Annotated in this window: 5 protein-coding genes; all 5 read left to right on the top strand. The window is 60.9% G+C overall.

All coding sequences use genetic code 11. The features are described from left to right. Nucleotides 1-25: 25 nt before the first annotated feature. The 5 genes from OQ460_RS13170 (at nt 26) to OQ460_RS13150 (ending at nt 13,455) form a co-directional block, all read left to right on the top strand. Nucleotides 26-1,330, top strand: a complete 1,305-nt coding sequence (locus tag OQ460_RS13170; protein ID WP_410017920.1) for a CitMHS family transporter — start codon at nt 26-28, stop codon at nt 1,328-1,330. Nucleotides 1,331-1,423: 93 nt separating this feature from the next. Next, complete coding sequence (locus tag OQ460_RS13165) at nt 1,424-2,677, top strand: OprD family porin (protein WP_410017919.1); 1,254 nt, start codon at nt 1,424-1,426, stop codon at nt 2,675-2,677. 203 nt (nt 2,678-2,880) lie between these two features. Beyond that, on the top strand, nt 2,881-4,659 hold the full coding sequence (locus tag OQ460_RS13160) for a ShlB/FhaC/HecB family hemolysin secretion/activation protein (protein WP_410017918.1): 1,779 nt from the start codon (nt 2,881-2,883) through the stop codon (nt 4,657-4,659). A gap of 9 nt (nt 4,660-4,668) precedes the next feature. Beyond that, on the top strand, nt 4,669-5,169 hold the full coding sequence (locus OQ460_RS13155; RefSeq protein ID WP_410017917.1) for a toxin-activating lysine-acyltransferase: 501 nt from the start codon (nt 4,669-4,671) through the stop codon (nt 5,167-5,169). A gap of 42 nt (nt 5,170-5,211) precedes the next feature. Beyond that, a complete protein-coding gene (locus OQ460_RS13150) occupies nt 5,212-13,455 on the top strand; it encodes a hemagglutinin repeat-containing protein (protein ID WP_410017916.1) in 8,244 nt (2,747 codons plus the stop codon). Nucleotides 13,456-13,459: the final 4 nt, after the last annotated feature.

Raw genomic sequence — 13,459 nt, 5'->3', positions numbered from 1 at the left:
ATCATAAGAACAAGAGAACTGACCTATGCTCGCATTACTTGGCTTGGCCATGGTGGTGGTCTTTACCGTCCTGATAATGACCAAACGCTTGTCGCCGATTGTCGCGTTGACCGTGGTGCCCGTGGTATTTGCGGTGATTGGTGGCTTCGGCGGCAGCACTGGCAAGATGATGCTGGACGGCTTGAAAATGGTCGCGCCTTCAGCGGCGTTGTTACTGTTCGCGATTCTCTTCTTCGGCCTGATGATTGACGCCGGGCTGTTCGACCCGCTGATCCGCAAGATCCTCAAGCGCGTCAACGGCGACCCGATGAAAATCGCCATCGGCACAGCGTTGCTGTCATTGGTGGTAGCCCTGGACGGCGACGGCACCACCACCTACATGATCACCTGCGCGGCCATGCTGCCCCTGTATAAGCGCATCGGCATGAACCCGATGATCCTCGCGACGATTGCCATGCTTTCCTTGAGCATCATGAGTGGCATGACCCCTTGGGGTGGCCCCGCCACACGGGCAATTGCCGCGCTCGGGCTGGATGCGGGGGAGTACTTCATTCCATTGCTTCCGACCATGATCGGCGGTGCCGCCTGGGTAGTATTCAGCGCATTTTTGTTAGGCCGTGCCGAGCGCAAACGCATTGGTAACGTGCAACTGCACAGCGGTGGGGGGGATTGCTACATCGACGCGATTCTGGGCGAGACCCCGCACAAACGCCCGAAGCTTGCCTACCTGAACCTGTTGCTGGTGATTGTTGTAATGACCGCCCTGGTCATGGGCCTGGCGCATTCGGCGATTCTGTTCCTGATCGGCTTCGTGTTGGCGCTGATGATCAACTACCCGCAACTGGATATTCAAAAAGAACGCATCCTGGCGCACTCCGGCAATGCCATGACCGTGGTGCTGCTGGTGTTTGCCGCCGGGATCTTTGCCGGGATTTTCTCCGGGACCAAGATGGTCGACGCCCTGGCCCAGACCCTGGTCGATTGGATTCCACCGTCCTGGGGGCACCTGTTCCCGCTGGTGGTGGCGATCACCAGCATGCCGCTGACGTTCGTGCTGTCCAATGACGCGTATTACTTCGGCGTGGTGCCGATCCTCGCCAACGCCGCGGCGGCCTATGGCATCGATCCGGTGGAAATCGCGCGGGCTTCGATTCTCGGTCAACCCGTACACCTGATGAGCCCGCTCGTGGCCTCGACCCTGTTGCTGGTGGGAATGGTAGACCGTGATATCGGCGACTTTCAGAAGGCCACCGTCAAATGGGCGGTGCTGACTTCCCTGGTGATCACCGCGTTGGCTCTGCTCACGGGTGCCTTGACGCTGTTCTCCTGATTCACCGCTGACTTATCTCTGATCAGACTCGCGCGTCGCTGGCCGGCGCGGGGTTTTGTGCATCCCTGAAAACAACAATATGAGTAGTACGACATGAGCCACTTCTTGACGCGCGCAAGTCTTCTTCCGCTGCTGGGTGCGTTGCCGCTGGCACCGGCCGGGGCGAGTGATTTCATCGACGACAGCAAGTTGAAACTGCAACTGCGCAATGTGTATTTCAATGAGAACTTTCGTGATGAGCACGGTATGAGTGCGCGTGCGGCGAGAACCGCGAAAAGCGAGCGTACCGAGTGGGCCCAGGGTTTGCTGCTGGATTTTCAGTCGGGCTTTACCCCAGGGTTGCTTGGCTTTGGCGTTGATGCGCTGGGTCTGGTGGGAGTCAAGCTCGATTCAGGGCGAGGCCGCAGTGGCACCGGGTTGCTGCCGGTACACGATGACGGGCGCGCGGCCGATGAGTTTGCAAGCGCGGCAGTGGCGGCAAAGGTCAAGCTGGCCAAGACCACGCTCAAGTACGGCACTCTGTTACCGAAAAACCCGGTACTGATCTACAACGATGCACGCTTGTTGCCGCAGACCTATGAAGGCGGGCAACTGATCAGCAGCGACATCGACAACCTGACGCTGACAGGCGGGCGTCTGGAGCGCTTCAAGTTGCGCGACTCCAGCAATAGCGTCGCGATTGTGCCCGACGGTTATTCCGGCGAAAAAGGCGGCGATTTCACCTACGCCGGGGCCGATTACAAACTGGGCAAGAGCACTCGGCTGAGCTACTTCTATGGTGAGCTGGAGAACTTCTACCGCCAGCAATTGGCCGGTATCCAACACGACCTGACACTGGGCCAAGGCGTCCTGACCGCTGACCTGCGCTATTTCCGCAGCGAAGACGCAGGGCAGGCCTATGCCGCGAAGATTGATAACCACATGTACAGCGGGCTGCTGTCGTACGCGGTGGCGGGGCACACGTTTGGCGGCGGCTATCAACAATTGCGCGGTGACGCCGGGCTGCCCTATGTCAGCGGGGCGACGGTGTACTCATTCAGCAACGTGGGCATTGGCAAATTTATCGAAGAGGACGAGAGGACTTGGATGCTCAGCTACGCCTACGATTTCGCCCCGCTGGGTGTGCCCGGGTTGACGTTCATGACGCGTTATCTGAAAGGCAGTGATGGCAAGTCCAATAGCCCGATCAATGAGTCCGAGCGCGACACCGAGTTGGCGTACGTTGTGCCCCACGGCATGTTCAAAGGCGTTGGTGTGAAGCTGCGCAACTATGTCTACCGCTCGGACTTCGCGCGTGGGCGGGACAGCAACCGGCTTTATCTCACTTACGACATAGCCCTCTGGTAGCCAAACAGGTCGCCCTTCGTTTTACGCGGCGGGCGTATCCCGTTGCCGCTGATCGATTTTGTAGGAAAATTCCTAGCTGGTTGTGAACTTTATTAACGTAGCCCCCTCCTACGTGCGTTGCCTGCCTTGGCAATCCTGCTGCCCCAGCCAAGTGCCGCCCCGGCGCCGAATCTGCCAGCAGGGGATTTTCACAGGGATGCGGAATGAAAGTGCTTTCTCGGCCAAGGAAGTCTCTGGCCTGCTTCGGCTCGTCGCGTGTAGCTATCAAAAAATTGCCACTGGCGCATCACCGTTCATTGGTGGTGCTACTCGGTGCGTTCGGCAGTTTTGCGGTGTACGCCGCCGATCCGCCGGCGCCTGCCCAGCAATTGTTGTTGCAACAAGATCGCGAGAGAGCCTTGCGCGAGCAACTCGAGCCGGCCCCGGATGTACGCCTGGAACTACCACCGTCTTCCTCCAGGGGCGTGTTGCTTGAGAAGCGTGAAACTCCATGCTTTCTGATCCGCCAAGTCACTCTGAACGGCGAATTGGCCGAAGATTTTCAATGGGCGCTGCGCAGCGCCGATCCCCAGCACGACCCCGCCACCGGTCAGTGCCTGGGTGCCCAGGGCATCAACCTGACGATGAAACGCATCCAGAACGCGATCATCGAGCGCGGTTTTGTCACCACGCGTGTGCTCGCGCCGCCCCAGGACTTAAACAGCGGCGTGCTGCAATTGACCCTGATCCCCGGGCGTATTCACTCGATCCGCTTCGCCGAAGGCACCTCGCGGCGGGCCAATGCCTGGAACGCCGTACCTGCCAAGGCCGGTGACCTGCTCAACCTGCGCGATCTCGAGCAAGCCCTGGAAAACTTCAAGCGTGTGCCGACCGCAGAGGCCGATATTCAGATCGCCGCGGCCCAGGGCATGCACGCAAAACCTGGCGACAGCGATTTGGTCATCGCCTGGAAGCAGGCAATGCCGGTGCGCTTGAGCCTGTCGGTAGACGATTCAGGGACTGATGCGACGGGCAAATTCCTGGGCTCGACCTCGGTGTCACTGGACAACATGCTGAGCCTCAACGATCTGTTCTATGCCAGCTTCAACCACGACTTGGGCGGCGGAGACTCCGGTGATCGCGGCTCCAAGGGCCACACCCTGCATTACTCGGTGCCTTACGGTTACTGGTTGTTTGGCATCACCTCCAGCGAATACGACTATCACCAATCGGTTGCCGGGGCCAATCAGACCTATAACTACACCGGTGAAAGCAAAAACAATGAAGTCAGCGCCTCGCGCTTGCTGTACCGCGATGCCGTGCGCAAAACCACGCTCAAACTCAGTGGCTGGACCCGCACCTCGAAAAACTTTATCGACGACACAGAAATTGAAGTCCAGCGCCGCCGCATGGCGGGATGGGCGCTGGGCCTGAGTCATCGCGAGTTCATCGGCACTGCGACCCTCGATGTGAACGGCAGCTACCGGCGCGGCACTGGTGCGCGCAACGCCATCGCCGCGCCTGAAGAAGCACTTGACGAAGGCACTTCGCGCTCGCAGATCCTCAATGCCGACGCGCAGCTTTCCGTGCCGTTTGGTCTGGGCGCGCAACGCCTGCGCTACACCAGCTATTGGCGCGCGCAGTGGAACCGCACCGCATTGGTGGCGCAGGATCGTTTCTCGATTGGCGGGCGCTACAGCGTGCGCGGCTTTGACGGTGAGAACATCCTGTCGGCCGACCGTGGCTGGCTGGTGCGCAACGACCTGGGACTGGCGCTGGGCAACAGCGGCCAGGAGACTTACCTGGGCGTCGACTACGGCAAGGTCGGTGGGCCTTCGAGTCAATACCTCATCGGTGACCACCTGGCCGGTTATGTGGTGGGGCTGCGTGGCGGATACCGTCAACTGTCCTACGACGTGTTCGTCGGGCAGCCCATCAGCAAGCCCAAAGGCTTCGACACCGCGAGCACGACCGCAGGTTTCAGCCTGACGTGGTCGATGTGAGGAACTTGCATGCAACTCGATAACCTTGAGCTGTTGGCACCCGCGTTCAGTGAAGAACCCTGGAGTGAGGCCCATGCACTGGGCGCCGCCGTGTGGTTGTGGATGCATTCGCCGACCCATCGCGAAGCCCCGTTGCACACGCTGAACGCCTTGTTGCTACCGGCCATTGGCAATCGCCAGTTCGTGATCGGCAGCGAACACGGACGCCCGGTGTTCTACGCCGCCTGGGCCTGGTTCAGCGTCGAAGCCGAGCAGCGTTATCTGCAAAACCCTGCGATCACCCTCGCGCAGGAGGACTGGAACAGCGGCGATCGCTTGTGGTTCCTCGACTGGATTACACCCTTTGGTCACAGCGCCCGGCTTGCCCGCCTGGTGCAGCGCCATCTGTTTGCCGACAGCCGTTTCAGTGCCTTGTATCACCGGGGCAATGAACGCGGGTTGCGGATCCAGCATTTTCAAGGCGTGGGCCTGGCACCCACACGCAACGCCGACCTCACCCGCACCACGTAGCGCTCGTCGCTTTTCCAGGCTTTACAGGACACAGGGATCGTCATGAACAAGAACCTCTATCGGATCGTCTTCAATAAAGCGCGTGGCCTGCTGATGGTGGTGGCTGAAAACGTGCTGGGAAGCAAAAAATCCTCCGGCACGGGCACCCGTACCACGCCAAGCGCACAGGTCACGGTATTGACGTTGCGCCCGCTGCGGTTTTCGTTGATGGCAGCCCTTGGTTTGATCACATTGGCGTCGCCCCTGGCCTGGGCTGACATTGTGGCAGACCGTGGCGCGCCTGGAGGGCAGCAGCCGGTGGTCATCAACGCCGCCAACGGCGTGCCCCAGGTCAATATCCAGACCCCAAGTGCGGCAGGTGTGTCGCGTAACGCCTACAGCCAGTTCGACGTCAACGCGCAAGGCGCGATTCTGAACAACTCGCGTACCAACACCCAGACCCAACTCGGCGGCTGGATCGAGGGCAACGCGCATTTGGGTGCCGGCACCGCACGGGTGATCCTCAACGAGGTCAACAGCAGCAACCCCAGCCAACTGCGTGGTTATGTCGAAGTCGCCGGTGATCGTGCCCAGGTAGTGATTGCCAACCCTTCTGGGATTGCCTGTGACGGGTGCGGCTTTATCAACGCCGACCGTGCCACATTGACCAGCGCCAACGTGCAGATGCAAGACGGGCAGATCCAGGGCTACCGCGTGCAAGGCGGACGCGTGGTGATTTCCGGCAAGGGCCTGGATGCCTCGCAGACCGACTTTACCGACGTGATCGCGCGCTCGGTCGAGGTCAATGCCGGGGTCTGGGCCAAAGACCTGCGGGTTACCAGTGGCGCCAACCAGGTGAATGCCGATAACACCCAGGCCACGGCAATTGCCGGTACTGGCGAAAAACCCCAGGTGGCCATCGACGTCGCTCAATTGGGTGGCATGTATGCCGGCAAGATCAAGCTGGTGGGCACCGAAGCCGGAGTGGGCGTGCGCAACGCCGGGCAGATCGGTTCCAGTGCCGGTGACGTGGTGATCAGCGCCGATGGCCGACTGGGCAACAGTGGGCAAATCAGCAGCAGCCAGAACCTTCAAGTCGACAGCCAACTGGGCATCGACAACAACGGTTCGCTGTACAGCCAGGGCAACAGCACCTTGTCCACTCGCGGCGATATCCGCAATCAGGGCGTGATCGCCGCGCAACAGGACTTGACGCTGACGGCGCGGGATATCGACAACACCAGCAAGTCGCTGCTTGGCGCGGGCGTGGCGAGCGACGGCAAGGTGACCGGCAGTGGTTCGCTGCGCGCCGACGCGAACCAGACACTCAAGCACCAGGGGGCGGCGATTGCTGCTGGCGATATCCAACTGGCCGGCGCGCAACTGGACATGAAGGCCAGTGAGACTGCTGCGCGCAACGTCACCCTGACCGCACGCAGTGGCGCCGCCGACTTGAACGGTGCGACGCTGGACGCCGCGGGAACCCTGAATGCCTCGGTGAGCCAACGCCTGACTACCGATAACGCCAAGGTCAACGCCGGTCGTGTGCAAGTGACCGCCGCCAGCCTGTCCAACCACAAGGGTGAAATCGTCCAGGTGGGCAAAGACCAGACCTCGATTGCTGTCACTGGCGCTCTGGATAACAGCGAGGGGCGTATCGCCAGCAACGCGGTCGACCTCAGCCTGGCCGGCGCCACACTGTCCAACGCCAAAGGCAAGATCGAACATGCAGGCTCAGGCAAGCTGAGCATCCGCGGCCAGGCGCTGAACGGCACCGAAGGTTCGCTGCACAGCAACGGTCTGTTGCAGCTCACGGTGGCGGATGCGGTACTGGATGGCGCGACGACCCTGGCGCGGCAGATTCAAATCGACACTCATCAACTGTCCAACCGTCAGGGACAAATATTGCAGACCGGCGCGGGCACCTTGCGCATCACCGCCCAGGGTCTGCTCGACAACACCGCCGGCACCGTGGTCAGCGACAGCGACGTGACGCTGACCGCAGATCGGGTGCTCAACCAGGCAGGCTCGGTGCAGGCTGCGGTTACCGGCAACCTCGACGTCACGGCGTATACCCTGCTGGACAACACCGCAGGCAAACTGGCGTCGGCCAAGGGCACGCAACTGACTGCCGGGCAATTGCTCAACGCCCAGGGCAAGATTACTGCCGGCGACAGCCTCTCGCTCACGGGCGGGCAATTGAGCAACGACGGGGGCACGCTGGCGTCCAGCGGTGCGCTGAGCATCAACGCCAGTCAGTTGAGCAACCGCCAGGGCACGGTGGGCTCGGTCAACGGGCCGCTTGACCTGACTGTCAGTCAAGGCGCCTTCGATAACCGTGGCGGCACGGTACAGGCGCAGCAGCGTGTGGGCATTCTCAGCCAGGGCCTGCTCAATGACGACGGCTTGATCAATGGCGCGGCCCTGCGCCTGGACAGCAATGGCCAGGCGTTGTCCAACCAGCGCGGTGCGATCATAGGCGACGCTGCGGTGGAACTGCTCAGCGGTGAGTTGAACAACCAGGCCGGGCTGATCCAGGCCAAGGGCGCCATGAGCATTAATACCCATGGACACACCCTGGCCAACACCGACTCGGGCACCACCAACGGCATTCTAGGCCAGGCCGAGGTCAATCTCACAACCGGGGTGCTGAGCAACAGCGGCGGATTTGTCGGCAGTAAAGGTGATGTGGTTATCGAGGCCACTACGGTCGACAACCTCGCTGGCGGTGTACTGAGCAGTGAAAAGTCTCTATTGCTGACCAGCCAAGGCCTGGATAATCGTGGCGGCCAGTTGCAGAGCCTGGGCAATGCGCGCCTGGACATTGGTACCGGCCGCGTCGATAACCTCGGCGGCCTGCTGCGTGCCGGTGGCACCCTGACCGTGGGGGCAGGGCAGTTGGACAACCAGCAGACCCAGGGTGCCAATCAAGGCGTCGAGGGCCAGTCCCTGGACCTGAGCGTGGCGCAACTGCTCAATGGGGCGGGCGCCATTCGCGCCGACCAGACGCTGACGCTAAACGCCAGCGGGCAACTGGACAACAGCGCCGGGCTGATTTCCTCAAGCAAGCAATTGTCGATTCGCGCCGACCAGGCGTTGCTTAACCGCGGCGGTACCTTGATCGCCGGGGAAAACCTGGGCCTGAGCAGCGCCAGCCTGAGCGGCGACGGCAGCGTGCTGAGCCTGGGCGATGCGACTCTCAACCTGGGTTCGGGCCTGGTCAATACGGGCAAGCTGCAAGCCAACGGCGACCTTAACCTGAACCTGCAAGGCGCCCTCGATAACCAAGGCGCCGTGCAGGCCAGCAAGCATGTGCGCGTCTCCAGTGGCGTCATCGAGAACCGCGTCAACGGTGAGATCAGTGGCGCCCAGGTGACCCTGGATGTCGCTGACACTTTGACCAACCGTGGCCTGATCGACGCCCAGCTCACTCGGATCAATACCCAAGTGTTGAACAACCTGGGGAGCGGGCGTATCTACGGTGATCAAGTGTCGATTGATGCGCGTCAGTTGACCAATGATGTCGAGGATGGCCGTGCGTCAGTGATTGCGGCCCGTGGCCGACTGGACATAGGCGCCGGGACGATTCTCAACCGCGAGCACGCGATGCTGTTCAGTGCCGGTGACCTGTTCATCGGCGGTAGCCTGGATGCCAACGGCCTGGCCACGGGCCAGGCGACTCTGGTGCAGAACGCGAGTGCGAGCATCGAAGCGCTCGGTGCGCTGGGCCTCAATAGTGCAGAGTTGCGCAATACCAACGAGCACTTCAGCACCCACGTGGTAGAAGTCAGCCGCGAAGGGTTGCGAGAGTTCCAGCATACCGGCTCCCCCAATCGCTATCGCCCGGACCAGGTTTCGGTCTATCGAGATGAAGTCAGTCATTTGGCGAGCCCGGAAGGCCGTGCGGATAACTACAATCGTTATGACTTCACCCGCACTACGACCCAGACCCAGATCCTCACGTCGGACCCTGGGCAGATTCTCTCCGGCGGCTCGATGCTGTTGACTGCCAACTCGGTGTTCAACGATAAGAGCCGGATCATTGCCGGGGGCACGTTGACCGGCAATATCGGGGTCTTGCACAACACTGAAGTCACCGGGCAGCAGACAGTGACGGACAACGGCACTGTCAGCCATTTGTATCGTATTCACCGCAAGGGCCGTGATCGCCAGGGCACTTCGGTGTCGGCCTACAACCCGGCAGCGAGCGTGAGCGATATCTTTCTGCGCCCGACCCAGTATCAGGAAAACACCGCCCATGGTGGCAGTGGCTTGCAGGTCGGTGAACGGCTGACCAGCAGCGTCGATCAGGCCGCGGTGGGCGCGAGTGGCGCAGCGGTCAACGTGGGTAATGGCCGCACGCCTGGCCCGGTACTCGAAGTGCCTGCGCTGCAAGGTACCCAGGCCGGGGAAGTCGGCGAGTCGATCCGCACTGGCGGTATCGATGTACAGGTGCCGGACAACAGCCTGTTTCACCTCAATCCACAGGTGAACCCGGACTACTTGGTGGAAAGCGATCCGCGTTTCACCAGCTATCGCTCGTGGTTATCTTCCGATTACATGCTCGATCGGCTGCAACTTGATCCGGGCTTGACCCTGACACGCCTGGGGGATGGTTTCTACGAACAGAAGCTGATCCGCGAACAGATTGCCCAGCTTACCGGGCGGCGTTTCCTCGACGGTTACGCCAACGATGAAACCCAGTATCGCGCGTTGCTCGACAGTGCGTTGACCTACGCCGGCCAGTGGGACCTGGTGCCCGGAGTGGCGCTGAGTTCCGAGCAGATGGCACAGCTGACCAGCGACATAGTCTGGCTGGTTAAAAGGGATGTAAAACTGGCCGACGGCAGCACCACCCAGGCGTTAGTACCACAGGTCTATGTGCGGGTGCGCGACGGTGACCTGGATGGTTCCGGAGCCCTGATGGCGGGCAACGTGGTGGACCTGCAACTGCAAGGCGACCTGGTCAACAGCGGCACGATTGCCGGACGTAGTGTGCTGGCGATCTCTGCCGAGAATATCCAGAACCTGGGTGGCCGTCTGACCGGCGCCGATGTGCAGGTGCAGGCGCGCACCGACTTGAACAACCTCGGCGGCCTGATCGACGCCAGCACGCGCTTGAGCGCACTGGCTGGTCGAGATATCAACATGGTCTCCACTACCGGCGACACCGAAAGCACCCAGGGCCGTGCGACCCAGGTATCGCGGGTGGCCGGGCTGTTTGTCTCTGCGCCCACAGGTGAACTGGTGGCGAACGCTGGCCGCGATATCAACCTCAGTGCGGCACAAATCGTCAGCGCCGGCAAAGATGGCAAGACCACGGTTCTGGCCGGCAACAACATCAACCTGGGCACCGTCACCGAGACCCGTGAGCAAAGTGTGCAGTGGAACTCCAGCAACTGGCGCAGGGACGCCAGTCGCATCGATGCCGGCAGCGTTATCCAGGGCGAAGGCGAGGTGCGCCTGATCGCCGGCAATGACCTCAATTCCCGTGGTGCCAACGTCACCAGCGAGCAAGGTGCTGTGTTGGTTTCGGCAGGGCGCGACGTTAACTTGAGCACCAGCCAAAGCTACAACCATGTCGATGAGGCGCATAAAGTCACCGGCAGCAATAGCCTGTTTTCCAGCAAGACCACCACGACCCGCGACACCCTGACTGAAACCCGCACCCAGGCCAGTACCTTCAGCGGCGACACAACGCTGGTCAAGGCAGGCAATGACGTAAATGTGCGCGGCAGCAACGTGGTCTCCAGTAACGGCACCACGCTGGTGGCGGGGCATGATGTGAATGTGTTGGCCGACACTGATCTGCTCAGCGAGCAGCATTCCAAAGAGGTCAAGAAAAGCGGCCTGTTCAGTGGCGGCGCGATTGCGGTGACCATCGGTAGCCAGCAAAGCAGCAACAAAAACCGCACCGACAGCCAGGCGGCGGCGCCCAGCACCATTGGTTCGACTGACGGGAATGTCGCGATTGAAGCCGGCAATGCCTACCGCCAGGTCGGCAGCCAGGTCACGGCGCCCCAGGGCGATGTGGATATTGCAGCCAAGACTGTGCAGATCCTTGAAGCACGAAACCAGCAGCACATCACCCAGGAGAGCAAGTTCAAGCAGGGTGGCCTGACGATTACCATCACCAACCCCGTGATCGATGCCGTGCAGACTGCCCGAAGGATGAAAACCGCTTCCGAGCGCACTGACGATGGTCGCATGAAAACCCTGGCCCTGGTCAGCACCGCACTGGGCGCCGGCACCGGCTATATGCAGTATGCCGACGATCCAGCCATGGCTGGCGGAGTCAACATCAGTATTTCTGCTGGCGGCAGCAAGAGCGAAAGCAAAAGCGAGCAGACCGCCAGCATCGCGGCAGGCTCGACGGTCCTGGCCGGTGGTGACGTGAATATCACCGCCAGTGGCGCCGGCAAAGACAGCAACCTGACGGTACAAGGCAGCCAAATCACTGCCGGGCGCAATGCCAATCTCAAGGCGGACGGCGACATTGCCTTGCTGGCGGCGCAAAATACCACCGTGCAAAGCACCACCGAAAAAGGCAGCAACGCCAGCCTCGGCATCGGCATTGCCATCGGCAGCCAGCAAACCGGTATCAGCTTTAACGCCGGCGCTTCGCAGAGCCGAGGCAAGGGGGAGGGCGCTGATCTGGCCTGGACCAATACCCATGTGGACGCCGGCAATCAAGTCACGCTGCAGTCTGGCGGCGATACTCGGCTCAAGGGCGCGGTGGTCACCGGCAAGCAAGTCACTGCGGATGTGGGCGGCGATTTCAGTGTCGAAAGCCTGCAGGACAGCAGCACCTACAAGGCCAAGCAAACTACCCTCGGTGTCGGTGTGAGCATCTGCGTACCGCCGTTCTGCATTGGTTCCTCGAGCCTGAGCGTCACCCAGAGCAAGGGCATCCAGAAGGCCAACTATGAAAGTGTCGTCGAACAAAGCGGCATTCTGGCCGGCGACGATGGTTTTGAGGTTCGGGTCAAGGGCAATACCGACCTGGTAGGCGGCTTGATCGCCAGCAACGACAAGGCCATTGCCGATGGCAAGAACAGCCTGGACACCGGCTCGTTGACCACCTCTGATCTGCACAACAGCGCCAAGGCCAGTGCCGACAGCAGCGGTATCACCCTGAGCACCGATCTGGTTTCCCAAGGGATGTACGGCGCGGGCAAAGCCTTGATCGGCAATGCCATGGACGCCGGGAAGGCGAAGGATTCTTCCAGCGGTCGCACCTTGAGCGCGGTCAGCGGTGGCAACATCCTGATCACCGATGCTTATCGCCAGCAACTGTTGACCGGGCATGATGCCAGCCAGACCGTCGCCAGCTTGAACCGCGACACCGCCAACGCGCACCTCGCGGCGCAGCGCCAGGACCTGGAAAAACTGCAACGCACCGCCGAGGCTGAGCAGGCGATCAAGAATGAAACCTTCCGCCAGACGACGCAGTACAGCGATATCGCCTATAACACCATGTTCAAGAAAGACGCGCGCATGTTTGAACTGCTGCTGGATGCCGATGGCAAACCGCTGTTGGATGAACAAAAGAACCCGCGCCGCCGCGAGTTGAATGAGGAAGAAAGGCGCAATTTGAAGGCCAGCCCTGAAGGCATCGTTTACGTGGCCGACAACGGGATTTTCAACGACGAAGGCGCGGCTGCCAAATATGCGTACCAACATCGTGAAGTCGGGTCCACCAACCCGCAATATTTCCTCTGGTTCCCCGATACTGGCAACCTCGTGTCGGAGCTGATGGTCGCCGGTTACCAGCGGGTCATGGACAACGACTTCTGGGGCCTGACCAACTCCACCGAGGCCACGCGCCAATTGCAGCTCGATTATGGCAAGAAGGGCCTGCACCTCGATGGCCACAGCCGCGGCACCATGACTATCGGCAACGCCATGCAGTCGATCCTCAACCTGCCGGATGCCAGTGGCCTGTTGAGCAATACCACCCTGAAGTTCTTCGGCGCGGCCTATAACGTGTTCAAGGCCGACGAACAACTGAGCTCCCTGCAAAACCGTGACGCCGTCACCGATCAGGCCAAGCGTGAGCAAATGACCGTGGAATACCAGATCCATAACAATGACCCGGTCGGTACCTTGGGCATCATGGGCGGCAATCCGGGCACGGGCGGGGTTATTCCGCCCGATAGCAGCAAGCTCAAGGAGCTGCTGAACGTGTTCACCGGCGATACTACGGTGCACAGTTGCTATGGCGCCGGGGTCAAATCATGCACGCGCTACTGGACCGATTCGCCGGGCTCCCTTCCGGCTACGTTGCGAGTGCCCGATAAAAAATAAGGAG

The sequence above is a fragment of the Pseudomonas imrae genome (assembly GCF_046352735.2).
Taxonomy (GTDB): domain Bacteria; phylum Pseudomonadota; class Gammaproteobacteria; order Pseudomonadales; family Pseudomonadaceae; genus Aquipseudomonas; species Aquipseudomonas imrae.
The sequence above is the reverse complement of the archived record's forward strand: the minus strand, read 5'-3'. Positions and strand labels throughout refer to the sequence as shown.